Annotated in this window: 25 protein-coding genes and 1 pseudogene; 13 read left to right on the top strand and 13 right to left on the bottom strand. The window is 64.3% G+C overall.

Features of this window, described 5'->3' with window-relative positions:
• Positions 1-12: 12 nt before the first annotated feature.
• The 5 genes from NR187_RS03465 (at position 13) to NR187_RS03445 (ending at position 5,527) form a co-directional block, all read left to right on the top strand.
• Positions 13-996 carry a LysR family transcriptional regulator gene (locus NR187_RS03465; RefSeq protein ID WP_256805708.1) on the top strand — a complete coding sequence of 328 codons (984 nt, stop codon included), beginning with the start codon at positions 13-15 and terminating at the stop codon, positions 994-996.
• Positions 997-1,249: 253 nt separating this feature from the next.
• Positions 1,250-2,635 (top strand): ABC transporter substrate-binding protein, encoded by a 1,386-nt coding sequence (locus NR187_RS03460; protein ID WP_211382260.1) that lies wholly within the window; start codon positions 1,250-1,252, stop codon positions 2,633-2,635.
• Between the two features lie 66 nt (positions 2,636-2,701).
• Positions 2,702-3,574: a carbohydrate ABC transporter permease gene (locus NR187_RS03455; RefSeq protein ID WP_211382259.1), complete on the top strand. Its 873-nt coding sequence runs from the start codon at positions 2,702-2,704 to the stop codon at positions 3,572-3,574.
• Entirely contained in the window at positions 3,571-4,422 is an 852-nt protein-coding gene (locus NR187_RS03450) for a carbohydrate ABC transporter permease (protein ID WP_211382258.1), read from the top strand. Before NR187_RS03455 ends, NR187_RS03450 begins: the two co-directional genes overlap by 4 nt.
• Before the next feature lie 109 nt (positions 4,423-4,531).
• Positions 4,532-5,527, top strand: a complete 996-nt coding sequence (locus NR187_RS03445) for a hypothetical protein (protein ID WP_256805707.1) — start codon at positions 4,532-4,534, stop codon at positions 5,525-5,527.
• Here NR187_RS03445 and NR187_RS03440 read toward each other — a convergent pair.
• The 5 genes from NR187_RS03440 to NR187_RS03420 all read right to left on the bottom strand — a co-directional run bounded on the left by NR187_RS03440 (position 5,460) and on the right by NR187_RS03420 (position 12,724).
• Entirely contained in the window at positions 5,460-6,272 is an 813-nt protein-coding gene (locus NR187_RS03440) for an ABC transporter permease (protein WP_256805706.1), read from the bottom strand. The genes NR187_RS03445 and NR187_RS03440 overlap by 68 nt on opposite strands.
• A 4-nt stretch (positions 6,273-6,276) precedes the next feature.
• A complete protein-coding gene (locus NR187_RS03435) occupies positions 6,277-7,191 on the bottom strand; it encodes an ABC transporter permease (RefSeq protein WP_256805705.1) in 915 nt (304 codons plus the stop codon).
• Positions 7,188-8,360: an ABC transporter ATP-binding protein gene (locus NR187_RS03430; protein WP_256805704.1), complete on the bottom strand. Its 1,173-nt coding sequence runs from the start codon at positions 8,358-8,360 to the stop codon at positions 7,188-7,190. The genes NR187_RS03435 and NR187_RS03430 overlap by 4 nt, the downstream gene beginning before the upstream one ends.
• Before the next feature lie 75 nt (positions 8,361-8,435).
• The gene (locus NR187_RS03425) at positions 8,436-9,896 is read right to left on the bottom strand and encodes a glycerol-3-phosphate dehydrogenase (protein ID WP_256805703.1); all 1,461 of its coding nucleotides are present in this window, start codon (positions 9,894-9,896) and stop codon (positions 8,436-8,438) included.
• A gap of 140 nt (positions 9,897-10,036) precedes the next feature.
• Positions 10,037-12,724 (bottom strand): EAL domain-containing protein, encoded by a 2,688-nt coding sequence (locus NR187_RS03420; RefSeq protein WP_211382252.1) that lies wholly within the window; start codon positions 12,722-12,724, stop codon positions 10,037-10,039.
• A 202-nt stretch (positions 12,725-12,926) separates the two neighbouring features.
• Here NR187_RS03420 and NR187_RS03415 point away from each other — a divergent pair, with 202 nt between their 5' ends.
• Positions 12,927-14,030, top strand: coding sequence for an NAD(P)/FAD-dependent oxidoreductase (locus tag NR187_RS03415; RefSeq protein ID WP_256805702.1), 1,104 nt, complete (start codon positions 12,927-12,929; stop codon positions 14,028-14,030).
• Positions 14,031-14,236: 206 nt separating this feature from the next.
• On the opposite strand, the gene NR187_RS03410 is transcribed toward NR187_RS03415, so the two are convergent.
• A complete protein-coding gene (locus tag NR187_RS03410) occupies positions 14,237-14,416 on the bottom strand; it encodes a YdcH family protein (RefSeq protein ID WP_211382250.1) in 180 nt (59 codons plus the stop codon).
• A 330-nt stretch (positions 14,417-14,746) separates the two neighbouring features.
• Here NR187_RS03410 and NR187_RS03405 point away from each other — a divergent pair, with 330 nt between their 5' ends.
• From NR187_RS03405 to NR187_RS03395, 3 genes are all read left to right on the top strand, one after another.
• On the top strand, positions 14,747-14,953 hold the full coding sequence (locus NR187_RS03405; RefSeq protein ID WP_027553252.1) for a YdcH family protein: 207 nt from the start codon (positions 14,747-14,749) through the stop codon (positions 14,951-14,953).
• Between the two features lie 117 nt (positions 14,954-15,070).
• Positions 15,071-15,289 (top strand): hypothetical protein, encoded by a 219-nt coding sequence (locus NR187_RS03400; protein WP_211382248.1) that lies wholly within the window; start codon positions 15,071-15,073, stop codon positions 15,287-15,289.
• 20 nt (positions 15,290-15,309) lie between these two features.
• Positions 15,310-15,561: a hypothetical protein gene (locus tag NR187_RS03395; RefSeq protein ID WP_211382247.1), complete on the top strand. Its 252-nt coding sequence runs from the start codon at positions 15,310-15,312 to the stop codon at positions 15,559-15,561.
• Between the two features lie 59 nt (positions 15,562-15,620).
• Here the strand turns inward: NR187_RS03395 and NR187_RS03390 are convergent, their stop codons facing one another.
• Entirely contained in the window at positions 15,621-16,379 is a 759-nt protein-coding gene (locus NR187_RS03390; protein ID WP_256805700.1) for a GGDEF domain-containing protein, read from the bottom strand.
• 141 nt (positions 16,380-16,520) lie between these two features.
• On the opposite strand from NR187_RS03390, the gene purE reads away from it, so the two are divergent.
• Positions 16,521-17,009 carry a 5-(carboxyamino)imidazole ribonucleotide mutase gene (purE, locus tag NR187_RS03385; RefSeq protein WP_256805699.1) on the top strand — a complete coding sequence of 163 codons (489 nt, stop codon included), beginning with the start codon at positions 16,521-16,523 and terminating at the stop codon, positions 17,007-17,009.
• Positions 17,006-18,112, top strand: coding sequence for a 5-(carboxyamino)imidazole ribonucleotide synthase (locus NR187_RS03380; RefSeq protein WP_211382244.1), 1,107 nt, complete (start codon positions 17,006-17,008; stop codon positions 18,110-18,112). Before purE ends, NR187_RS03380 begins: the two co-directional genes overlap by 4 nt.
• Before the next feature lie 36 nt (positions 18,113-18,148).
• On the opposite strand, the gene aqpZ is transcribed toward NR187_RS03380, so the two are convergent.
• Positions 18,149-18,871, bottom strand: coding sequence for an aquaporin Z (gene aqpZ, locus NR187_RS03375; protein ID WP_211382243.1), 723 nt, complete (start codon positions 18,869-18,871; stop codon positions 18,149-18,151).
• A gap of 260 nt (positions 18,872-19,131) precedes the next feature.
• Between aqpZ and rpsU the strand changes: the two genes are divergently transcribed.
• The gene (gene rpsU, locus NR187_RS03370) at positions 19,132-19,434 is read left to right on the top strand and encodes a 30S ribosomal protein S21 (protein WP_071909764.1); all 303 of its coding nucleotides are present in this window, start codon (positions 19,132-19,134) and stop codon (positions 19,432-19,434) included.
• 126 nt (positions 19,435-19,560) lie between these two features.
• Entirely contained in the window at positions 19,561-20,211 is a 651-nt protein-coding gene (locus tag NR187_RS03365; RefSeq protein WP_211382242.1) for a tetratricopeptide repeat protein, read from the top strand.
• A 26-nt stretch (positions 20,212-20,237) separates the two neighbouring features.
• Here the strand turns inward: NR187_RS03365 and NR187_RS03360 are convergent, their stop codons facing one another.
• The 5 genes and pseudogenes from NR187_RS03360 to NR187_RS03340 all read right to left on the bottom strand — a co-directional run.
• On the bottom strand, positions 20,238-21,206 hold the full coding sequence (locus tag NR187_RS03360; protein ID WP_256805697.1) for a hypothetical protein: 969 nt from the start codon (positions 21,204-21,206) through the stop codon (positions 20,238-20,240).
• 92 nt (positions 21,207-21,298) lie between these two features.
• Complete coding sequence (locus NR187_RS03355) at positions 21,299-21,583, bottom strand: cupin domain-containing protein (protein WP_211382240.1); 285 nt, start codon at positions 21,581-21,583, stop codon at positions 21,299-21,301.
• 84 nt (positions 21,584-21,667) lie between these two features.
• Positions 21,668-22,765, bottom strand: coding sequence for a calcium:proton antiporter (locus tag NR187_RS03350; RefSeq protein ID WP_211382239.1), 1,098 nt, complete (start codon positions 22,763-22,765; stop codon positions 21,668-21,670).
• A gap of 141 nt (positions 22,766-22,906) precedes the next feature.
• A complete protein-coding gene (locus NR187_RS03345; protein WP_256805696.1) occupies positions 22,907-24,388 on the bottom strand; it encodes a sodium:proton antiporter in 1,482 nt (493 codons plus the stop codon).
• Positions 24,342-24,746 (bottom strand): annotated as a pseudogene (locus NR187_RS03340) (alpha/beta hydrolase); the annotation flags it as partial. The pseudogene NR187_RS03340 and the gene NR187_RS03345, both read right to left, overlap by 47 nt.
• Positions 24,747-24,837: the final 91 nt, after the last annotated feature.

The raw sequence follows: 24,837 nt of genomic DNA, 5'->3' as shown, positions 1-24,837 counted from the left end.
CGGAGCCTGCCCATGAATGCAGAACTGCTCGACCTCAAGGCGTTCATCACCGTGGCGGAGATGGGCAGCTTCGTCCGCACCGCGAAGGCGCTGAACCTGTCACAACCGGCGCTGAGCCGGCGCATTCAGAAGCTGGAGGAAAGCCTTGGCGCGCCGCTGCTCGAACGGTCCACGCGCCACGTCAATCTCACCATGACGGGCCGCGACTTCCTGCCGAAGGTGCGCCGCCTCATCGATGAGTTCGAAACCTCGGTGCTGGCCATCCAGGATATCGGCGCGCGAAGTTCGGGTCTGGTTTCGGTGGCTGCCGTGCCGACGGCGGTATTCTATTTCCTGCCGCGCGCGATCGGCCGGTTCGCCGAAGCGTATCCGCGCATTCGCATCCGGATTCTGGATATCGGCGCCAATGAAGGATTGGAAGCGGTCGCGCGCGGAGAAGCCGACTTCGGCATCAATTTCATTGGCGCTTCGCATGCCGAAATTGAATTTGAAAAGCTGGTTGAAGACCCTTTCGTCCTGGCCTGCCGCCATGACCATCCATTGGCATCGCGCAAGCAGGTGAGTTGGTCTGAGATTGTGCCGCACCGTGTCATCACGGTGGGCCGCAACAGCGGCAATCGCGCGTTGATCGACAATGCGATGGCACGGCACGGCTTGCAGCTCAACTGGACGTACGAAGTCGCTCACCTCTCCGGTTCGCTTGGCTTGGTCGAAGCGGGATTGGGCGTCGCCGTGCTACCGAGGCTGGCGACGCCAGCCGCCGGCCATCCGATCATTCACACCATTCGGTTGATCGAGCCGGACGTGTCGAGGACGATCGGAATCGTGCGCAGGCGCGGGGCGACGCTATCCCCTCATGCCAGCCAACTTCTCAAGATGCTCCTCGAGGCATGGCGCTCTCCTTCCCGAGCCAGCGGGCACGGCAAGCCGCGGAACCGCCCCGCTGAGGCAAGTTCGAATGCCGTCCTGACCGACCGGAAGGGGAAACGCCGGTAGCTCGCCGGCGAAGCGGGCAACGCTGGCGGCGAGCAGGTATGTGGAATTGCGGATGGTCGGGCGAAGCCAGCACGCACAAGCTGAATTGATTGCCGCGAATTGATGCGGCGATTGCATCGATGCACGCATTAAGCATCTTCCTTCGCCCGACACCCACGACCTAGGTCTGACAAGAAGCCGCTAGATCGGCTGACGGCCATGCGCTAGAGTTTTGTCGACCGGCTAAAACACCGGCGGCTTGAGGGAGAAAAACGTGAAATCCAAAGTTATTGGCGCACTATCACTCGCGGTCGCCGCGGTCGGGCTGTTTGCAGCCGCCGCACCCGCGTTTGCTCAGCAGAAGACCATTACGGTCTGGTGGGTGAAGGGCTTCTACAAGTCCGAAGATGACGCCCTGCTGGAGACAATCAAGAAATTCGAGGCCAAGAGCGGCATCAAGGTCGAGTTGTCGCAATACGCCGTTCAGGACATGATACCGAAGACAGTGGCGGCGCTCGATTCCGGTACCGTGCCCGATGTCGCCTATTCCGATTCCTACGACGTGCAGGCGGCGGGAAAATGGGCGTTCGAGGGCAAGCTCGAGGACTTGTCCGACATCCTGTTGCCGATGAAGTCGGCCTTTGCGCCGAACACGCTGGAGACGGCGCTGCTCTATGACGACGTTGCCAAGAAGAGGGCCTACTACGGCTTCCCCCTGAAGCAGCAGACCATGCACGTCAACATCTGGAACGACATGCTGGAGAAGGCCGGCTTCAAGCAGAGCGACATTCCGACCAAATGGGAGGATTACTGGTCGTTCTGGTGCGACAAGGTGCAGCCGGGAATCCGCAAGGCGACGGGCCAGCGCATCTACGCCGTCGGCCAGCCGATGGGCGTGGAATCCACCGACGCCTTCCAGTCTTTCTACACGTTCATGGACGCCTATAACGTCAAGCTCGTCGATGACAACGGCAAGCTCCTGGTCGACGATCCCAAGGTGCGTGACGGCTTGATCCATGCCATGAAGGATTATACTGACACCTATATCAGGGGCTGCACGCCGCCCTCCTCCACGACATGGAAGGACCCCGACAACAACGTCGCCTTCCACAACAAGACAATCGTGATGACCCACAACTTCACGATCTCGATCGCGGCGAAGTGGTTCGAGGATTCGACCAACCCGGCGCTGACCCCGGAACAGCGCGCCGCCGGCAAGAAGGCCTACGAGCAGGACATCATCACTGCTGGCTTTCCCAACAAGCCGGACGGCTCGCCGATGAAGTATCGCTCCGACGTCAAGACCGGCGCGATCTTCACGGCCTCCAAGAACAAGGCGGAAGGCAAGGAATTCATCAAGTTCCTGCTCCAGGAGGAAAACCTCAGGCCTTATGTCGAAGGCGGACTCGGCCGCTGGTTCCCGGTAACCACGGCGAGTCAGCAGAGCCCGTTCTGGCAGGCGGACAAGCATCGCAAAGCGGTCTATGCGCAGTTCACTGGCGGAACGCTGCCGTTCGACTTCACCAAGAACTACAAGTTCACGATCCTGAACAACGAGAACGTCTGGGCCAAGGCGATGAACCGGGTGGTGAGCGAGAAGGTGCCGGTGGACAAGGCCGTCGACGAAATGATTGCCCGCATCAAGCAGGTCGCGGGTTGATCTAAATTGCGAGTCGGGCCGGCCGCGGTGACACCGCGGCCGGCCGCTTTCCGGTAGGTATCCGATATGGCGATCACGCTTTCTGGCGATCATGCAATGGCCGCGCCGCCCTTGTCGGCACGGCTAACCCCGGCGCAGGTCTGGGGCATCGTGTTGCTCGCCCCTTATCTCCTCGTATTCTGCGCCTTCGTGATTTACCCCGTTGGTTACGGGCTGTGGCTGGCGCGCCATCCCGCGAGCTACGTCGCGCTCTATCACGATCCCGTCTTCGCACGCGCCGCCGTCAACACGCTGGTCTTCCTGGTCATCGGCATCAATATCAAGATGCTGATTGCGCTGTTCTTGTCCGGTTTCTTCGTTCAGCAGCGCACCTGGATCAAATGGCTTTCCGTGCTGTTCATCCTGCCCTGGGCGGTGCCGTCGATCCCGACCATTCTGTCGGTCCGCTTCATGCTCAATCCCGAATGGGGCGTGGTCAACCAACTCATCTTCAAGTTCACCGGCGACGACGGCCCGAACTGGCTGAACGATCCGACCGTGGCGCTGGCCATGGCGATCGGTGTCCACATCTGGAAGTCGCTGCCGTTCTGGACGCTGATCCTGATCACCGGACGCCTTGCGATACCGCACGATCTGTTCGAGGCCGCGGAGGTGGATGGCGCGAGCTGGTGGCAGAAATTCCGCTTCATCACCTGGCCGTCGATGCAGACTCTTTACATCACCTGCACGCTGCTCTCGATGATCTGGACGCTCGGCGACTTCAACAGCGTCTATCTGCTGACCGGCGGCGGTCCGGCCGACCTCACGCATGTGCTGGCCACGCTCGGCATCCGCTATCTCCGGCTCGACCAGCTCTCGCTCGCGATGGCATCCATCGTCTGCGCGATGCCGTTCGTGTTGCCGCTCGTGTACTTCATGATGAAACGGTTGTCGCGATGAAGCTCCCTACCTTGCGCGAAGTCGCGACCGAAGCGCGGCTCTTGCTGATCGGCATTCCCGTCTTCCTGTGGACGATGATCCCGATCTATCACATGTTCCTGTTCGCGATCTCCCCAAAGGAGGACGCGTTCTCGGGTAAGCTGTGGCCGGACCATCCGACGCTGCACAACTTCTCGATCGTGTTCCATCAGCAACACTATTTCCTTCGCGACTTCTACTTGCAGTTCTGGAATTCGATGGTCATCGCCGCCGCCGTCGGCGTGCTGACGCTGTTCATCGCGACTGCGGCCGCATTCGCGATCTCGCGGCTGCGCGTGCCGGGCGGACGCGTCGTCATGAACCTCGCGCTCTTCACCTATTTCATTCCAGCGGCGTTCCTCGCCGTGCCGATGTACAGGACCATGGGCATTTACGGCCTGCTCAACAATCACTGGTCCCTGATCCTGGCCATGGTGACGATCGCCTCACCTTACGCGATCTGGGTCTTGAAGCAGGCCTCCGACAAGCTGCCGGTCGAGCTCGACGAAGCCGCCGTGATGGACGGCGCGACCACGCCACAGATCTTCCGCCTGATCTATCTGCCGCTGATGATGCCCTCGCTGGTCGCGATCGGCACCTATGCGGTGCTGCTCGCCTGGAACGAATATCTCTACGCGTTCCTGCTGCTGTCGAACGACCGCGATATCACGCTTCCCGTCGCGCTCGGCAACTTCCTCGCCGCCGACGACTCGCCGTGGGAGCTGTTGATGACCACCGGCTTCATCTACGCGCTGCCGCCGGCCGCGATCTACTATGCCTTCCGCCGCTACATGGTGGGCGGGCTGACGGCAGGTGCGGTGAAGTCCTGACGCAGCAGGACGCAACGGGTCGCCACAAGCAGGGCGATCGAGCGATAGCGTGGACAATTGCGGGTTGTCCACGCCTGCTCTAGACTTCGAGCCCTATCAAGGGCTCGTCATGATGCGGGGCAACGACGCGATCCATCTCGGCCTGATGCTGCTGGCGCTCGCGGCGGCCTATGTGGTGCCGTTCGAGCTGTTGCTGCTGGCCTATGTGGTGCTCGGCCCGGCGCACTACTTCACCGAGATCTCCTGGCTGCACGACCGCAGCTACTACCTGCCCCACCGCGGCATCGCGGCTGCGCTCGCGATCCTCGCCGTGGTCGCGGCCCTGATCGACAATGCCTCCTGGTTCGGCTTCGCGATGTGGGGCGCGCTGGTCGTGTGCGCCATGCTGGCGGCGACCGCCTCCGCGATCGAAAGCATGCTGCTGTTCATGGTGGCGATCGCGCTGTCCGCGATCATGTATTCGAGCGGGTCGTCACTGGCGGTCATCGGCATCCTGATTCCGACCCTGATCCACGTCTGCCTGTTCACGCTGATCTTCATGGTGCTCGGTGCCTACCGGTCCGGTAGCCGCGTGCAGGCCGCGCTGGTGGCCGTCTACGTCGGCGCGCTCGCCACGATCCTGCTGCTGCCGCCGACCGCCGAAATCCGGATCGCGAGCTTTGCCCGCGTCGGACAGGATTATTTCGGCAATGTCGGCCCGGCCCTGAGCAGGTTGTTCGGCGTGCCCGGCCTTGTCCTCGACACCAGGCTGACGAGCCTGCTCGCCTTCGTCTACACCTACCATTACCTCAACTGGTTCATCAAAGCCGACGTGATCCGCTGGACGGCGGTGCCGAAGGCCCGTCTGGCAGCGATGGCCGCCGCCAGCGCCGCCTCCACCGCGCTGTACTTCTACGACTACGCGTTCGGCTTCACCTTCCTGCTGGCGCTGAGCCTGATCCACATCCTGCTCGAATTTCCGCTCGACAGCCTTGCGCTGCGGCAGCTCGGTGCGGCGATACAAGGCTCAGCGCGTGGATGGCACGCTGCACGGACCGCTACAGCGGCGCCGCGCTCTCGCCCTGCGCGCTCGACAGTTTCGAGGCGAGCGAAGCGATCACGATGACGACCGCGATCAGGGCGATCACCAGCGTGCAGATCGCGTTGATCTCGGGCTTCACCCCCAGCCGCACCTCCGAATAGATCCGGATCGGCAACGTCGCCGAGCCCGGGCCGGTGGTGAAGCTCGCGATCACGAGATCGTCGAGCGACAGCGTGAAAGCGAGCATCCAGCCGGCGACGATCGCGGGCGCGATCAGCGGCAGCGTGACGGCGACGAACGCGCGCATCGGGTCGCAGCCGAGGTCCATCGCGGCCTCTTCCAATGAACGGTCGAGCGAGCCGAGGCGGGACTGGACGACGACGGCGACGAAGCACATCGTCAGCGTGGTATGGGCGATCGTCACCGTCCAGAAGCCGCGCTCGGCGTTCAGCGCTACGAACAGCAGCAGCAGCGACAATCCGGTGATCACCTCCGGCATCACCAGCGGCGCGTAGAGCATGCCGGAAAACAGCGTGCGGCCGCGAAAGCGCTCTCCGCGCGACAGCGCCACGGCCGCGAGCGTTCCGAGCAGCGTGGCGATGGTCGCGGAGGAAACGGCCACCCGCAAGCTCATCCAGGCCGCCTCGATCATGGCGCGGTCATTGAAGAACTCGTGATACCAGCGCAGCGACCAGCCGCCCCACACCGTCACCAGCCGCGAGGCGTTGAAGGAATAGATGACGAGGATCAGGATCGGCAGATAGAGGAAGGCCAGACCCAGCGCGAGTGAGGCGACGTTGAAGCGGGACAGGCGAGAGACCTTGCGCATCGCCTCAGCGCCCCTGTTCCAGCTGTCGCTTCTGCAGCCGCTCGTACAGCAGCAGCGGCAGCAGCAGCACCACCAGCAGCACGATCGCCGCGGCGGATGCCACCGGCCAGTCCTTGTTGGTGAAGAATTCGAGCCACAGCGTCTGGCCGATCATCAGCGAATTGGAGCCCGCCAGGAGATCCGGAATGACGAACTCGCCGACGATCGGGATGAAGCACAGCAGCACGCCGGCGCCGACGCCGGGCAGCGACAGAGGAAAGGTGACGAGCCAGAACACCTGCCAGCGCGGCGCACCGAGATCGGAGGCAGCCTCTTCCAGCATCGGCTCCATCTTCGCGAGCGTGGCGTAGAGCGGCAGGATCATGAACGGCAGGTAGGAATAGACGATGCCGATATACATCGCGCTGTCGGTGGAGAGCCACACCACCGGCTGGCTGACCAGATGCAGCGCCAGCAGGATCCGGTTGAGCAGGCCGTCATGCTGGAGGATGTTGATCCAGGCATAGATGCGGATCAGGAACGAGGTCCAGAACGGCACGATCACCAGCACCATCGCCACCGCCTGCCAGCGCTTGGGCAGCCGCGCCATGCCGTAAGCGATGGGATAGCCGATCAGAAGCAACAGCACGGTCGCGGTGACGGCGACGGCGAGGCTGCGCTCATAGGCGAACAGGTAAATGTCGTCGGAGGCGAGCAGCCTGAAATTGTCGAGCGACAGCGCGGCAAAGGCGGCCTTGATCGCTCCCCACCCCGCCGCCAGGTCGAACACCGGCTCGTAAGGCGGCTGCGCGATCGCCGTCTGCGACAGGCTGATCTTCAGCACGAAGCCGAACGGCACCAGGAAGAACAGCACCATCCAGACATAGGGCGCAATGGCGGTAAACCGCGCCGGCCGCGCGAAGATGCGACGGGAGCTCATGACGGCAGCACCACGCAATCGTCGGGCGTAAACCAGGCGACGACGTGCTGGTTCAGGCTGTAGGCGTCGACATCGAGGCGCGCGCTGTTGGCGACGGACGCCTGCATCATGCCACCGGTGTCGAGCTTCACCTTGTAGGTGGTGGTGCCGCCGAGATAGCAGATGTCCGCGATCACGCCGTCCAGTCGGTTGATCGCCATTTCATGACCGGCCTCGCTCACAGGGCCGCGGCGCGACAGCTTGACCTTCTCGGGGCGGATCGCGACCGAAAATTTTCCCGCGCCGACCGGTTCGCGCGGCTCGGCCACCACCAGCGCACCCGCATCGCGCGTGCCGATGATCAGACGATGACCGTCGCGCAATTTGGACTCGCCGTCGAACAGATTGATGTCGCCGACGAACTCTGCGATCCAGCGCGAGCGCGGCGCCTCGTAGAGTTCGCGGGGGCTGGCGACCTGGGCGAGCTTGCCGGCCTTCATCACGCCGATCCGGCTCGCCATCGTCATCGCCTCCTCCTGGTCGTGGGTGACGATGATGAAGGTCATGCCGAGCCGGCGCTGCAGCTCCATCAGCTCGTCCTGCGTGCTCTCGCGCAGCTTCTTGTCCAGCGCTGCGAGCGGCTCATCCAGCAGAAGAAGCCGCGGACGGCGCGCCAGCGCACGCGCCAGCGCCACGCGCTGCCGCTGGCCGCCGGAGAGCTGGTCGGGCTTGCGCTTCTCGAGTCCTTCGAGCTTCACCAATGCGACCATCTCGGCCACGCGGCTGGCGATCTCCGCGCGCGCCATGCCTGCACGCTTCAGGCCGAAGGCGATGTTATCGCGCACCGACAGATGCGGAAACAGCGCGTAGTTCTGGAACATCATGTTGATCGGCCGCTCATGCGGCAGCGCCTGCGCAATGTCCTTGCCGCCGAGCAGGATGCGTCCCTCGTCCGGCGCCTCGAAGCCGGCGAGCATGCGGAGCAGCGTGGTCTTGCCGCAGCCGCTGGGCCCGAGCAGCGCAAAGAACTCGCCGGCCTTGATGTCGAGCGAGACGCCGTCTACGGCCCGGAACGTCCCGAAGGTCTTGGCGACGCCCTCGATGCGCAACAGCGGCTGGCCCGCCGCAGGGGGCGCATCCGCGCCAGCCGCATCCGCCGCGACGTCCGTTCCGGGCAACTCTTCCGCCATGGTCCCTGCCAACCCCGATTCCGCCGCACGCTAGCGGCGGATCGGCCTTTGCTCAACCGGCTCGGGGCAGATCGTTCACATCACATTCGCCATGAACGCCGTCATAGCATCGCGGTCAGCCTCCGGCATGGTCAGGCCGAGCTTGGAACGGCGCCACAGGATGTCCTCCGGAAAGCGTGCCCATTCGCGGCTCATTAGATAAAGCACCTCGGCACCGGTCAGGTCGGGGCCGAAGGCGGGGCCGAGCTCGTCGCGGGACTTCGCCTCACCGAGCACAGCCGATAGCCGCGAGCCGTAGGACCCGACGAGGCGCTGGGCTTGCGGCTCCGAGAGAAAGCGCCAGCGGTCGCGCGCAAGATCGACCTCGGTGTCGAAACGATCCCAAGCAAAATCTCCGCCCGGTAGCGCCGATCCAGCGGTCCAGGGCGGCGACATCGGATAGAACTTGGTCAACTTCGTCAGCGCACGCTCCGCGCGCAGGCGGGAGGTGGTGACGTCGCCGCCGAACGTCGTGATCAGCGGCGCCTTGCGCCGGCGGACATGGAACAGCGTCGTGCCATCGCGTCGGCGCGCGGACGCCAGCGTCAGGTTGACGCCTGAGACCGACCGGACCACGTCGGTCGGGGCAACACGCTCGCGGAAATAGCGGCTGGCCGCTTCGCAGAGATAGCTGACGTCGGCTCCCGGCATCGCGACGATCGCGGGATCGCCGGTGAAATCATGCGTGACCGTGCCGATCAGCGTGAAGTCGCGCTCGAGCGGGCTCGCGAAGATCAGCCGTCCATCGCTGTTCTGGAAGACGTAGACGTTATCGGAATAGAACAGCCGCGGGACGATGATCTGGCTCATCTGCATCGCCGCCATGGCGGGCCGCGGCTGCCGCAGCACGGTCTCCGCGACCATCGATGTCCAGCCGCCGGTGGCGTTGGCGAGCGCCCGGGCCGTGATCGTGCGGCGGTGGCCGCGATCGACCACCGCGAGCCGCCAGGTGTCGGTTCGATCGGCGCGCACACAACGTGCTCCGGTCCGGATCGCGGCGCCGCGCTCGGCCGCATCCAGGGCCGTGAGCACCACCAGGCGGGAATCGTCGACGACGCAGTCCGAATATTCGAAAGCCGTGCCGAATGGTCGTTTCAGCGCGTTACCGACCGGATGATGCGTGATGTCGAGGGTCGTCGCGGCAGGCAGGCCGCTCCGGTTCGTCAGCCCGTCATAGAGGAACAGGCCGGCGCGCAATAACCATGGCGGGCGCTCGTCGGAATGTGCCGGAATCACGAAGCGCATCGGCCGGACCAGATGCGGAGCGATCCGGAGCCAGGTCCGGCGCTCGGCGAGCGCCCGGTGCACCCGCCGGAAGCCACGCCGCTCCAGGACCGACAGATCCCCGTGGATCAGCCGCGGCGTCGCCGACGATGCCGCGCCGCCGAGATCGCCCTGCTCCAACAGGATGACGCGCAGGCCGCGGCCGGCCGCATCGCGGGCGAGGCTGACACCATTCAAGCCGCCGCCGATGATCGCAAGGTCGTAATCTGCCATGAAACCGTCGAGAGGGAGCGAAGCGAAACGCTCTCATCCCTAGAGCCATTTCCGTTCCGATGAAATCGGAACGGGCTCTAGATTTTTGTTCTGACGCGTTTTCTTGACACGAACCGGTATTCAGTTCGCTCGAAAACGCTCTAACCGGTCTTGAGCGCAAGCTCCATGGCCTCGGCGCGGCCGACGAGATCAGCATATTTCCCGATCGGCAGGGGCTTGCCGAGCAGGTAGCCCTGCACGCCGTCGCAGCCCTCCTTGGCGAGGAAGGCGAGCTGCTCGATCGTCTCGACGCCTTCGGCGACGATCGACATGTCCAGGCCATGGCCGAGATCGATCACGGCGCGCACGATCGCGGCCGATTGGGGGTTGCGGCCGAGATTGATGATGAAGGCGCGGTCGATCTTGATCTTGTCGAACGGGAACGCCTGGAGATAGCTCAGCGAGGAATAGCCGCTGCCGAAATCGTCCATGGAGATGCGCACGCCGAGCGCCTTCAGCCGGCGCAGCAGGGCCAGGCCCCGGTCGAAGTCCTCGATCAGCACGCCCTCGGTGATCTCGAGCTCGAGCCGGCCGGGTGCAAGGCCCGTCTCGATCAGGATCGAATGGACCAGCCCGACCACGTCGCCGTGCATGAATTGCGCCGGCGACAGATTGACCGCGACCTGGAGCGGCTTCGGCCAGGACGACGCCTCGCGGCAGGCCTCGCGCAGGATCCACTCGCCCATCTCGACGATCAGGCCGCTTTCCTCCGCAATCGGGATGAATTCGGCCGGGGAGACCTGGCCGCGCACCGGATGCTGCCAGCGCGCCAGCGCCTCGAAGCCGATGATCTCGCTCTCCGCGACGCTGTGGCCCGCGGCTCCCTGCGGCTGGAAGGCGAGCGAGAGCTCGCCGTTCTTGATCGCCATCGAGAGGTCCTGGTGCAGCACGCGGCGATCGCGGATCTGCTGGTCCATCTCCGGCTGGAACAGGCTGATCGTGCCGCGCGATTTCTGCTTGGCACGGAACAGCGCCGCGCCGGCATTGGCCAGCAGCGAGGCACCGTCCGCGCCGTTGTGCGGGAAGATCGACATGCCGGTGGTGACGCCGGCGCGGACCGCCCGGCCGTCGATCTGGAAGTCCTCGGCGACAGCATCACCGATCTGCTGTGCCAGTGCGAGACCTGCTTCGGGCTGTTTGCCGTCGATGATCAGGCCGAACTCGTCGCCGGACAGGCGCGCCACCACGCCGCCGCGCGCGGAGTCCTGGAGCCGCTGGGCAACCTCGACCAGAAGCTTGTCGCCGAGCGCGTGACCGAAGACGTCGTTGACCTCCTTGAGGCCGTCGAGATCGACGCACAGAACCGCGAATTCCTCGCCGGTGCCCTCGCAGGCCTCGATCATCTGGGTCAGCGCCTGCAGGAAAGCCGCACGGTTCGGCAAATCGGTGAGGCCGTCGTGGTAGGCCATGTGCGCCATGCGCGACTCGGTCTGCCGGCGATCGGTGACGTCCTCGTGGGTCTTGATCAGATATTGCGGCTCGCCGGCGTCGTTCAGCACGGTGGCGCGGCGGGTGAGGAACAGTCGCAGACCGTCCTTGGTGGAGATCGGATGCTCCTCGGTGATCATCCCGCGCTTCTTGATCGCGGCTTCGTCGCGCGCGATGATCAGCTTGGCTTCCTTGGGATTGAAGATGTCGGACGCGGTCAGGCCCGTGGCTTCCTCGCGCCTGCGGTTGAGGATCGTCTCCGCGCTGCGGTTGGCGAGCAGATAGCGGCCGTCCTTGACCTGTTCGACGATCAGCGCCACCGGGATGTTGTCGACCACGAGCTCGAGGAACTTCTTCGTGCTCTCCAGCTCCTGCGACAGCGAGCGGCGGTCGGTGATGTCCTCGAACACCACCAGCAGGAATTCAGGCTTGTTGCTCTCGTTGCGGACCACGATCCGTATCGAGGCCACCATGCGCTGGGTCGCGCCGCGCTCGACCTCGAACTCGTTGCGGTACTGGCCGGCGGGCGCGATCAGCGCCGCGCGATCGGTCGCCTCGATGCTGGCCGCCGAATTCGGCGCGAACAGCTCGCGCGCGTTCTTGCCCACGACCTGGTCGCGCGAGAAACCCCAGAACCGCTCATAGGCGCTGTTGGCGAAAATGTAGCGCCCGTCCTCGATGTTCTTCGCGGCAACACAGGCCGGCACGTTGTCCAGCACCGTTTCCAGGAACTGCTTGGTGGAGGCGAGCTGTCGCGACAGTCTGCGTTGCTCGCTGACGTCCAGATGCGTCGCCACCGAGCCGCCGTTGGGCAGCACGAAATATTTGACCAGGATGGCGCGCCCGTCCGGCAGTTCGGTAATCAGGCCGTTGGTGCTCGCCGCCTTCTCGTAGAACTCGTCGTCGGAGGCGCCGCCGATTACCCCCCGCTTGCGTCGCAGCTCGAGGAGCTCGTAGCCGTTCATGCCGGTCCAGAGATCGGACCGCGCCAGACCGTAAATCTCGAGATAGCGGTCGTTGCAGAAGATGATGCGCCGCTGCGCATCCGTCATCACCACGCCCTGGTTGAGATTGTTCATGGCGGAGGAGACGAAGGCATTGCGCCGCAACTGCAAACGCCTGGTCCGGCGCAGCGAGGAATGGATCCAGAGCGCGACCGCGGCGAGGAAGGAACAGACGACGACGCCCGCGATCAGGGCTTCCCAGATCACGTTGGGGTCTAGCTTGTCGAGATAGCTCGGAGGGGCGAAGCTGCCCAAGAGGGCAGAGGCGCGCGCGGGCGCGACCGCAGCGGCCAGGCACACGACGGCCTGCACCGCAATCGGAAGCGCGCTGCCCACGTGCCAGTTCTTCTCAACCATCAGCCACCCGCGATTTCAACGTCGGATTGTCTGGCCTCGCGGGTTTGGATCGGGTAAACGCCTGTAAGCGCAACGGAAAAATGTGACGTCAAATACGGCAATTGCCCTGACATGATAAATGCTTGCTTAACGGAAAACGCCCCCGCACCGGCGTTTCCAGGCCCGATGCCACCGCCGCTTCCGGCAAACGTCCCGCACAACCATGGATAGGGTCGACTGCATCGTCATCGGAGCCGGCGTGGTCGGGCTCGCGGTGGCTCGAAAGCTGGCGCAGGCCGGGCGCGAGGTGATCGTGCTCGAGGAAGCCGAGGCCATCGGCACCATCACCTCCTCACGCAACAGCGAGGTGATCCATGCCGGCATCTACTACCGCGCCGGGAGCTGGATGGCGCGCATGTGCGTCAGCGGCAAGCACGCACTCTACCGTTACTGTTCCGAGCGCGGCATCCCGCACCGGAATTGCGGCAAGCTGATCGTCGCGACCAACCCGAAAGAGACCGAGAAGCTGCAATCGATCAGGGCGCATGCCGAGGCCAATGGCGTGCTCGACATGCAGCTGCTCGCGGGCGAGGCGGCACGCGCGCTGGAGCCGGCGCTCGCCTGCGACGCCGCGCTGCTGTCGCCGTCGACCGGCATCATCGACAGCCACGCCTACATGCTCTCGCTGCGCGGTGAAGCCGAGGAAGCGGGCGCCGCCTTCGCGTTTCACACCCCGTTGATCCGCGCCAAGGCGACCGCCGGCGCCATCGAGATCGAGGCGGGCGGCGAAGCGCCGATGACGCTGCAATGCGGCCTCCTCGTCAACGCCGCGGGGCTCTCGGCAACGACGGTGGCGCGCAACATCGACGGCATGCCGCTGGACCGGATTCCGCCGACCTATTTCGCAAAGGGAAACTACTTCAGCTGCAACGCCAGGGCGCCGTTCTCGCACCTGATCTATCCGGTGCCCGAGCCCGGCGGGCTAGGGGTGCATCTGACGCTGGACATGGCGGGGCAGGCACGCTTCGGCCCCGACGTCGAGTGGATCGAGACGATCGATTACGAGGTCGACCCGTCGCGCGCCGAGCGCTTCTACCCGGCGATCCGCAAATACTGGCCGACGCTGCCAGACGGCGCGCTGATGCCGAGCTATTCGGGCATCCGCCCGAAAATCGTGCCGCCGGCGGTGGCCACGCAGGATTTCCTGATGCAGGGCCCGCGCGATCACGGCGTCGAAGGCCTGATCAATCTGTTCGGCATCGAGTCCCCGGGACTGACGTCATCGCTCGCGATCGCGGACCACGTCGCCGAGCTCGCGAATTCATAGAGCGCTTTCGAGCGAATTGGATACCGGTGCGCGGAGGGAACACACGTTCAAACCGAAGCTGGAGCCCCGTTCCGATTCCATCGGAAACGACTCTCGGCGCCGCGCAAAGATCCTTGCACGGTTCGAACCTTCCCGCAGGGATGAGCGCAACAACACTCACCCCTGCCTGAAAGGGTGCGATCAAACTCTACGCTGTTGCGGGGGTACTAGTGGAGCGTGTCGCCGTGCCTCAGACGCTCGATCTGATCCTTGACCAACAACTTCCGGCGCTTCAACTCAACAATTTGCAGGTCGTCTGTTGAAAGGTGCACGAGAGCTTCGTGCAATTCGTTTTCCAGAAGTTTGTGCTTCCGTTCCAATTCAACGAGATGTGCCTGAATTGTCATTCGAAACCTCCTCGGTAGGGGTGAACCTCAGGATTCGATCCGGACAAGGAAGTCTACATCACCGTTTCGTTCTGTCGATGGGTATCCGTCGTCGCAGCGTCATTTTTGAAAATTCATATGTAACGAACCGTGAGTAATGGAACCACACGGGAAAAATCCATGATATCAATGTGCTTGCGCGGTGCCGTAGCGAACCGCAGAAATATCTTGCGGGAGATCGGCGAGCAACGCTCGCAGATCGCTTGCGATCACCTCGCGCAAGGACGATAATTTCCACAGGGCATCCACAGCCTTAATCTCACGCCTTTCGGTTTTTCGGCCACCGCAGACATGACCAATGAAGACGAGCGCGAGCTCGAAGCCGAACTCGCCCGGTTGCAGCAGGAACACCGAGATCTCGATGCGGCGATCGATGCACTGCATCAATCGCCTGCCCCCGACCTGTTGCGGTTGCAGCGACTGAAGAAGCGCAAGCTGTTGTTGCGCGACCGTATCGCGTTCATCGAAGACCAGATCACGCCCGACATCATCGCCTGATCCACAGGGACAATTTTTGCGGCGGCTCGCCGCATGTGAATCCGCTTGACTCCAAAAGAACAAAATAAGAACATCCGGGAGCCCTATGCCCCCAGGAAACCGCCCAAGGAAAAGCAGATGCCGGCAACCGCCCTTCTCGACAACGGCCATTATGAACAAGCCTGCGATCAGGCGATCGCGATGTGCGACGGCAATCTTCGCAGCACCATCAAGGCGCTGATCATGGCCAATGAATATCTCGAGGCCGAACTCGAGGAATTGCAGGCGGCGATTTCCGCCGGCTGCATTCCGGAGACCTCGCGCAGCAAGATGCGGAGCAACAGCAGCGCCGCCTGATCCAAGCTCGGAGCAACGCCATGTCGGACGTGACCTACTACGTTGCAATGCCCTTCCTGATCGATACCGACGGATCGCCGGTGGCGGGCGCCGCCGAGGAATGCCAGAGCTCGACGGCCGCGTTGCGGCGCGCCGAGATCTTGTCGCGCGGTCCCGGCCACATCGGTGCCGTCGCGTTCAGCCGCAGCGGCGATCCGATGACCGGCGAATTCGGTGACGCCACGTTGCTGCGCAAATTCGGCAACGTGCCGGAAGACCTGGCCACGCTGTGAAGACCTGGCCACGCTGTGAAGGCCTGGCTACGCAGTGAATATCTGGCCACGCTGTAAGATCAGCTGCTGACCAGCCTGATCCGCGGCTCGTGCCGCCGGTGCGCCTTGCGCACATACATAGCGGCATCCGCCTCCTCCAGGGCGCGGCTCGCGTCTGACTGCGCCCCCAGCAGCGCGACGCCGGCGGAGGCGCCCGCGCTCACATGCTGACCGCGAAAGACGAAGGACAATTCGTCGATTGCCTGCTCGAAGGCCGCGGCCTTCGCCTTGGCGTCGGTCTCGCTGAGGTTCCAGAGCAGCAGCGCGAACTCGTCGCCGCCGAGCCGGCCGACCACGTCCGAGGCGCGGACCTGCCGCTTCAGCGCAGTGGCAATCGTCTTCAGCACCTCGTCGCCTGCGGCATGACCGAAGGAATCGTTGATCGGCTTCAGACGATCGACGTCGAGCACGATCAGCGCGCCGCTGGCGCGATACCGTTTCATGTAGGCGATGGCGCGCGCGAGCTCGCGTTCGAAGCCGCGACGGTTCGGAATCTCGAGCAGGAAATCGGTGTCGGCGGCCGCCTCGAGTTCCGCGACCCGCTGCAGGGCCTGCTTGAGCTTGCTCCGCAGGCCGCGGACGACCTTGGCGCCGTTGTCGGCCGACGCTTCGCGCCGCGCCGCCTTGGCCGGACGCTTGGCAAGAGGCTTCGCAAGACTCTTGGCAGGACTCTTGGCAGGACTCTTGGCAAGACGCTTGGGGGCGGCTTTGGAGCGGCTGACGCTGGTCTTCGGGCTCTTTTTGGCCTTCGCAGCGTTCGCCCTTTTTGGTTTCTTCATGGGCTTCCTGCTCAATGAAGGCTTGCGGGGATTCACCAAGACAGGATAGTGCATTCCCTTCTCCTTGCCATCGCCTTGCGAGCCGCCGGCCGGAACCGTTAATCTGGCCTATCCTTCTATTTTTTGGGCACAATTGACGTCATGACCGCGCCGATCGCCATCATCATGGGAAGCCAGTCGGACTGGGAGACGATGCGGCATGCAGCCGACACGCTTGCCGCGCTCGGCGTTGCCGCCGACACCCGCATCGTTTCCGCCCACCGTACCCCCGACCGGCTGTTTACGTTCGCCAAGGGCGCCAAGGCGGCCGGTTACAAGGTCGTCATCGCCGGCGCCGGCGGCGCTGCGCATCTGCCCGGCATGGCGGCGGCCCTGACGGAACTGCCCGTGTTCGGCGTTCCCGTCGAATCCAGGACGCTCAAGGGCATCGATTCGCTCTATTCGATCGTCCAGATGCCCGCGGGCATCCCGGTCGGCACCCTCGCCATCGGCAAGGCCGGTGCGATCAATGCGGCCCTGCTGGCGGCCTCGGTGCTGGCATTGTCCGACCCGGCTTTGTCCGATCGCTTGGTCGCCTGGCGCAAGGCGCAGACCGATGCGGTTTCCGAGCGCCCGGAGGACAAGGCGTGACCGACTCGAAGCAGGTGAAGCTGAAACCCGGCGACACCATCGGAATCCTCGGCGGCGGACAATTGGGGCGGATGCTGGCCATGGCGGCGGCGCGGCTCGGCCTGCGCTGCCAGGTGTTCTCGCCCGATCCGGACTCGCCGGCCTTCGACGTCGTCCTGAACGCGACCTGCGCCGAATATGCCGATGTCGAGGCACTCGAGCTGTTTGCGAACGACGTCGACGTCATCACCTACGAATTCGAGAACGTGCCGTCCGCGGCGGCGATGGTGCTGGACGCGCGCCGCCCGGTGCTGCCCAACCGCAAGGTCCTGGAGACCACGCAGGACCGGCTCGCGGAGAAGGACTTCGTGACGCGGCTCGGCATCGGCACCGCAGACTATGCCGACGTCACGTCCGTCGCGTCGTTGCGCGAGGCGATCGTCCGGATCGGCCTCCCGGCCGTGCTGAAGACCCGCCGCTTCGGCTACGATGGCAAGGGCCAGGCCATCATCCGCGAGGGCGACGACATCGCCAAGGTCTGGACCAGCCTCGGGACCAAGCAGGCTATCCTGGAAGCCTTCGTGCCGTTCGAGCGCGAGATCTCCGTGATCGCCGCGCGCTCGGCCACGGGTCAGGTCGAATGCTTCGACGTCACCGAGAACGAGCACCGCGACCACATCCTGAAGATATCGCGCGCGCCCGCGCTCATACCGGACGCCCTTGCGGAAGAAGCGCGCAGCATCGCCGGCAAGATTGCCAGCGCGCTCGACTATGTCGGCGTGCTCGCGGTGGAGATGTTCGTGCTCGCCAATGGCACCGGCCCGAAGGTGCTGGTCAACGAGATCGCCCCGCGCGTGCACAATTCCGGACACTGGACGCTCGACGGCGCGTCCGTCTCGCAATTCGAGCAGCACATCCGCGCCATCGCCGGCTGGTCGCTCGGCAAGCCCGTGCGCCATGGCGAAATGGTCACCATGACCAATCTGATCGGCGACGAGATCAACGACTACGACAAGTGGCTGTCCGTGCCCGGCGCCACGGTGCACATCTACGGCAAGGGTGCACCGCGCCCCGGCCGCAAGATGGGCCACGTCACCGAGGTCAGGCCGACGAAAGGCAAGTAACGGGACCGCAGCAGATGCAGCGATCCCGCTTTGCAATCACGCCGTCTTTGCGCCCGCGACGATGCCGGCGGGCTCCTCGCTGAGCCAGCGATAGATCGCCCCGCCCAGCGCGCCGCCGATCAGGGGCGCGACCCAGAACAGCCAGAGCTGCGCTGTCGCCCAGCCGCCGACGAACAGTGCGGGACCGGTGCTGCGTGCCGGGTTCACCGAGGTGTTGGTGACGGGGATGCTGACGAGATGGATCATCACCAGTGCGAGCCCGATCGCCAGCGGCGCGAAGCCCACGGGCGCCCGGCCGTGGGTGGCGCCCATGATGATGAACAGGAACATCATGGTCATCACGACCTCGGTGAGGAAACACACGATCATGCTGTACTGGCCGGGCGAATGGGCATCGTAACCGTTGGACGCAAAGCCCTTGGTGACGTCGAAGCCGGGAGCTCCACTTGCGATGATGTAGAGGAGCCACGCGGCCACGATCGCGCCGGCCACCTGCGCGATCACATAAGGCAGGATCTGTCCGGCCGGAAAACGCCCGCCGGCCGCAAGACCGACGGTGACAGCCGGGTTGAGATGGCAGCCGGAGATGTGCCCGATCGCATAGGCCATGGTGACCACGCTCAGCCCGAATGCGAGGGAGACACCGACCAGACCGATGCCGACCTGCGGAAAGCCGGCTGCGATCACCGCGCTCCCGCAACCTGCGAATGTGAGCCAGAAGGTGCCGATAGCCTCGGCCGCGTATTTTTTCATATCCATGGTCGTCCCCTGCTTTCAAAGATTCCGGAACGAAGCTCCGGAAACGGCCCCACCCTTGGCGTCGAATCTCCCAAATCGGGGCCGCGCGGAGCTATTTTTGCCTCATTTAATGGCTGAACTTGGCCCGAAAGCCCGCTTGGCCGGTGGACATCCCACGTTTTGTCTGATACATCCGCGCCCTCAAGGTTAAGGGCTTGTGCGTTTCGCCATCCCCTTTGACTTACCAGAATTCAAATCTGATCCACTGAAGAGGATGCCGCGTGCAGGTTCTCGTTCGCGATAACAATGTCGATCAAGCCCTCAAGGCGCTGAAGAAGAAGATGCAGCGTGAGGGTATTTTCCGCGAGATGAAGCTCCGCGGTCACTACGAAAAGCCCTCCGAGAAGAAGGCCCGTGAAAAGGCCGAAGCCGTGCGTCGCGCACGCAAGCTGGCCCGCAAGAAGCTCCAGCGCGAAGGCCTGCTGCCGATGAAGCCGAAGCCGGTGTTCGGCGCCGGTCCCGGCGGTGATCGCGGTGGTCGTAGCGGCCCGGGTGCAGGTGCAGGTCCGCGCGGACCGCGCTGATTTACCGGGTTTAGCAAGACTTCAGTTTTCGATGACGCGGGCCCCAGGCCCGCGTTATTGTTTTGTGAGGGGTGCCTTTCTGGGACAGGGCACTACCGATGCGGCACGAGCGCGAGCGAACCGTAGATGGCCTCCCCTTTCCCCGAGCACCGCTTGGCGCGGTTACGCCAGATCTGGCAGCCGCCGCTCGTGCTGGCTTTGTTAGGGATGGTGCTGTGCGGCTGCTCCTTCGACCTGGGATCGCTGATGCCGGAGAAGGACAAGCCACAGGAGGCGCCCAAGGCGGCCGCCACCGCCGAGAGCGCCGTCAGCCCCGGCAACGTCAGCGAAGCCCAGGCCCTTACGGCAAAGGCCCAGGCCCTGGCAAAGTCCGGCGAGACGGCGGCCGCGCTCGATGAGTTCAATCGCGCGGTCGGGCTCGATCCCTACAATGCGCAGGCGCTCTATGGCCGCGCCCTGATCTATCAGGGCAGCAACCAGCACGACTTCGCGATCGCCGATTTCAGCGCGGCGAGCGGGCTCAACCCGCAGAAGGTGGAGCCGCTGCTCGGGCGCGCCACCAGCTACCTCGCCCTCGGCAAGGTCAAGGAGGCCGCGGCCGATCTCGATGAGGCCTCCGAGGCCGATCCGCTCAATGCCCAGGTCTGGACCACGCGCGGACAGGCCTATGAACGGCTGGGCGACAGGACCAAGGCGGCCGCGTCCTACACCAAGGCAGTCTCGCTCCGACCGCGCGACGACACCGCGCGCAGCGGCCTCGCCCGCGTCGGCGGCTGACGACTTGGCGCAGCGCCGGCGCCGTCTTAATCCGGGGTGACGCTCTTCGGCAGAACGGAATGGAACATGGACTTGACGCCCGACAGCATGTCGTCGGCGACATTGGTCTTCGGCCTCGGCATGGACGCGCCGGCATCGGCGCGCAGATCCAGCGGCGGGGCGATCATCGGGACGGGAATGTCAGCCGGCGGCGTCAGCCGATTCGGGTTCTCGCCGCCGACCGAGGCCGTGTAAGGGGGGGGTGCCTGCGACGAGTCGTTATTGCCATAGGCCTCAGGTGCGGGGGTCGAGACCGTGATCGGCGGTGGCAAGGGGCGCACCATGGACGGCTCCGTCGCCACGACACGCGGCACCTCCGGGGTGCGGGCCGCGTCCCGGACCGCAAACTCAGGGGCCTTCTCGGACGACTTGGTCTCGGTTGATTTGGCCTCGGCGGCTTTGCCCTCAGGCGACTTGCGCAGGCGCTCGATCGCCGCACGCACGAGATCGTTGGCGTCGGGCGTCGCGGCCGGAGCGGCAGCCGCCGAATTGGCCTCGACCACCGGGGCGGCGGGAGCAGGCGCAGTGACGGACGGGGTTGACTTGGCGAGCGCCTTCTCGCGCGCGGACGGCTTGCCGCGCGGGGCAGCCTCGGCCGGTGCCACGTCCGCAATAGCCTTCTCGGTCGTCTTGTCAGCGGACTTATCAGCGGACTTATCAGCCGTCTTATCAGCCGTCTTGGGCTCAGCACCCGAGTGGTCGGCAGCCTTCTCGGCCGCCGGCTTGTCCATCATGCTCTTCTCGGAGATGCCTTTCGCCTTCACGCCGGGTGCCGGGAGGTTGGCCACAGCGGCGGGCTTGCCGTTCTTGCCGGAATCGGCGGGCGCCATCACGGCCGCGGGCGCATCCGCCGCCGGCTTGGCGTTGATGTAATGATTAACGATGTACGCCCCGATGATCGTCGCGAGCACCGAAGGGAAGATATCCATCGAGATTTTAGCGATGTATTTCAGCATTCCGGCCACTCCCCGCGCGATCTGATGCGGGAACTTTGGGGCATTGTAAGGGATCAACTGCGACGGATCGATGGCAAAGGGTAACGCCGGACTTACGGCTTCAGCTCGATCTCAAGGAACACGATCTCGGTTGCGGTTTCGTTAAGCACGTCGTGCTGGACGCCGGCCTTGCGAAAGTAGGATTTTCCAGCCGCGAGCTGAGCCCTGGACCGCTCGCCATTGGGCGCCACGATGGTCATCTCCCCCGCCACCACGGGAACAATGACGTAGTCCATGCCGTGGGTGTGATGCCCGGTGGCGCTGTTCGGAGCAAGCCGCCACTCGGTCACCCGAACCTGCTCGTTGTCGACCTGAACCTCTGACTTGGCGGCAAGCATTGGAACTCTCCTTACGGCAGGATCCGGAAAGAAGGTTTTCCGGAAAGATCATGCCCAGACAATAGCCTAAAGCGCGACCGCGCTTTAGGGCACGAAAACCATGAACACGTAGACGGCAAATACCACCATATGGACCAGCCCGAACAGGACATTGGTCCTGCCTGTACCGAAGGTCAGCATGCTCAGGAAGAAAGTCAGGAGCAAAAGCACACTGCCCTGGTCGCTGAGGCCGAGCTCGAGCTCCTTGTCGAGCGCGTAGGTGGCGACGCCGACGGCCGGGATGGTCAGCCCGATCGTCGCCAGCGACGAGCCGAGCGCGAGATTGATGCTCTTCTGGAGGTCGTTCTTGCGGGCCGCCGAGACCGCTGCGACGCCTTCCGGCATCAGGATCAGGAGCGCGACCAGAAGTCCGGCAAAGGCAGGCGGCGCGCCGATCCTGGCCGCGACGGCATCGACCACCAGGGAGAATTTCTTGGCCAGCAGCACGACCGCCAGCAGCGCAATCAGCAGCAGCACGACGCTGAGCACCAGGGTCCGGCCCGACGGATGCGCCTCGCCGCTCCCACCATCCGCCCGTTCGTGGACGAAGTAATCCTTGTGCAGCACGGTCTGGGTGTAGAGAAACACCCCATACAGCGCGAGCGTGACCACGTCGACGAAGCCGAGCTGAACCGCCGAATAGACCGGGCCCGGCGTGGTGGTCGTGTAGTTCGGCATGATCAGGGTGATGGTCGCGAGCGCGAACAGCACGCTGAGATAGACGTTGGCCCCCGAGAGCTGAAAACCCTGCTCGCGATAGCGCAGGCCGCCGATGAAGATGCACAGCCCGACGAGGCCATTGCAAACGATCATGACCACGGCGAACACGGTGTCGCGCGCCAGTGCCGGGGCAGGCTTGTCGCCCAGCATGATCGTGGTGATCAGCGCCACCTCGATGATGGTCACCGAGAGCGTCAGCACCAGGGTGCCATAGGGCTCGCCGACCCGTTCGGCGATCACTTCGGCATGATGAACCGCGGCGAAAACCGTGCCGAACAGGATGACCAGGAGCACGAGGGCGAAGACGAGCCCGCCGAACGACAGCGTGAACACGTAGCCCGTGGCGCTGACGGCCGCGAACAGCAGCACGGCCAGTGCCGGAAAGACCCAGGCCGACCGGGGCATCGGATCATGCGCGCTCATCCATCGGCTCCAATTATGTCCAGCATGACCCGGAAACGTGTGCCGCGGTCTTGCGAAAAGATCATGCTCGATCGAAAAAGGCTGAGGTGCGATGAAAGTTCATCGCACCTCAGCCGAGCAGTAGCAAATCGGGCGGCAGATTCAATGCCAGTGCAGGATCGGCGCGACCGGCAGCAGCGTCAGCAGCAGGAACAGCGGGATCAGCACGGCACCGGCGCGCAGGAGATAGCCGAAAAAGCTCGGCATCTCGATGCCGTTCTCGCTGGCGATGCTGCTCACCATGAAGTTCGGCGCATTACCGATATAGGTGAGCGCGCCCATATAGACCGCGCCCATGGAGATGGAGGCGAGCGTGCCCGAAAGCTGATGCATCAGCACTTGCGGGTCGCCTCCGGCGAGTTCGAAGAACAACAGATAGGTCGGCGCATTGTCGAGGAACGCCGACATCAGGCCGGTGAACCAGAAATAGGCAACCTCGCGCGGCGTGCCGTCCGGCGCGGTCACGGCCGACAACAGCCAGGCAAACGCGCCGTGATGGCCGGCATCGAGCATCGCAATAACCGGGATGATCGCGACAAAGATGCCGGCGAACAGTTTCGCGACTTCGCGGATCGGCTCCCAGGTGAAGCCGTTGGCCTGCCGGTGCTCCTCCGGCGTCAGCCACACCGACAGGGCCGCAATGGCCAGCAGCGCCGCGTTGCGGGCGATGTCTTCCAGCTCCATCGTGGTTCCGAGAACGTCGAAGGCGACGCCGGACTTCCACATCGCCGAGGCCAAGAGGCTCGCCACGATGGCTGCGATCAGCACCAGGTTGACGAGGCCGCGGATTCGGACCGGCTTGGTGGGACCTGTATCGCCCGGCGGCGGCTCGCTGCGGAAGTGCCAGACGTCGACGGCGACGAAGATCGCCAGCAGCAGTCCGGCGACGATCGCCGTCTGCAGCCAGATGGTCCGCGTGGTCCAGAAGAAGTCGACGCCGTGCAGAAAGCCGACGAACAGCGGAGGATCGCCGAGCGGGCTCAGCGCGCCGCCGACATTGGCGACCAGGATGATGAAGAAGATGACGACGTGGGCGTTGTGGCGCCGTGGCCGGTTGGCGCGGATCAAGGGGCGGATCAGGATCATGGCCGCCCCCGTGGTGCCGACGATGCTCGCCATCAGCGTGCCGAGCGCGAGGATGCCGGCATTCGCCGCCGGCGTCGCCTTGATGTCGCCCGTGACGAGGATGCCCCCTGCCACGACATAGAGCGAGAACAGCAACACGATGAAGCCGAGATATTCGGCGAGCATGGCGTGAACGAGCGCGGCCAGCGTCGCCATGCTCCCGGCAAGGATGACGAGCAAGGCCAGTGCCAGCAGCGACCAGGCCGCGGCGATCTTGCCGTAATGATGGTGCCAGAATTTTGCAAACAAAAGCGGCCCGAGCGCGACCGACAGCAGCAGGCCGGCAAACGGCAGCGCGTAGGGCCAACGCATCGCCGCGCCGTCGAGCCCGGTCGCCGCCCATGCGTGCTGCGGCAGCAGCACGACAAGGATCGCGGTGATCAAACCGGTCCCGCGCCAAACAACAGGCCGCCTAGGAAGCAATGAAGCGCCTCGCCTTTTCGATCGCACCGAAAGCATCGAGATTGTCGTGTCCGCCGCCCGCAAAGCGAACGAACTGCTTCGGTTCATGCGCGAGCGCGAACCGACGCTCTCCGAACACGATCGAAATGGCAAGGTCATTGGTGCCATGCATGACCAATAGCGGCACAGTGACGCGCGCGATGCGGTCGTCGGAGTGGATTGGATCGCGCATCAGCAGGCGGACCGGAACGAACCAGAACGTCGAAGCTGCAACGTCGACCGTCGACGTATAGGGAGCTTCCAGGATGAGTTTTCCAGCGAGATGCTCCGAGGCGATCGCGACTGCCACGCCCGTCCCGAGCGAAAAGCCCCAGGCGACGATTCGTTCCGCCGCGTAGCGCGCGGTGCGACGGGCGGGATCGGAAACAGCATCCCGCGCTGCCTGACATACAGCACGAGAAGACCGGCGCAATAGCCGGTCACGAGCAGGATGGTGATCCACTTGA

Origin of the sequence: Bradyrhizobium sp. Bra64 (genome assembly GCF_024519875.1) — a bacterium.
Classification (GTDB): domain Bacteria; phylum Pseudomonadota; class Alphaproteobacteria; order Rhizobiales; family Xanthobacteraceae; genus Bradyrhizobium; species Bradyrhizobium japonicum_G.
The sequence above is the reverse complement of the archived record's forward strand: the minus strand, read 5'-3'. Positions and strand labels throughout refer to the sequence as shown.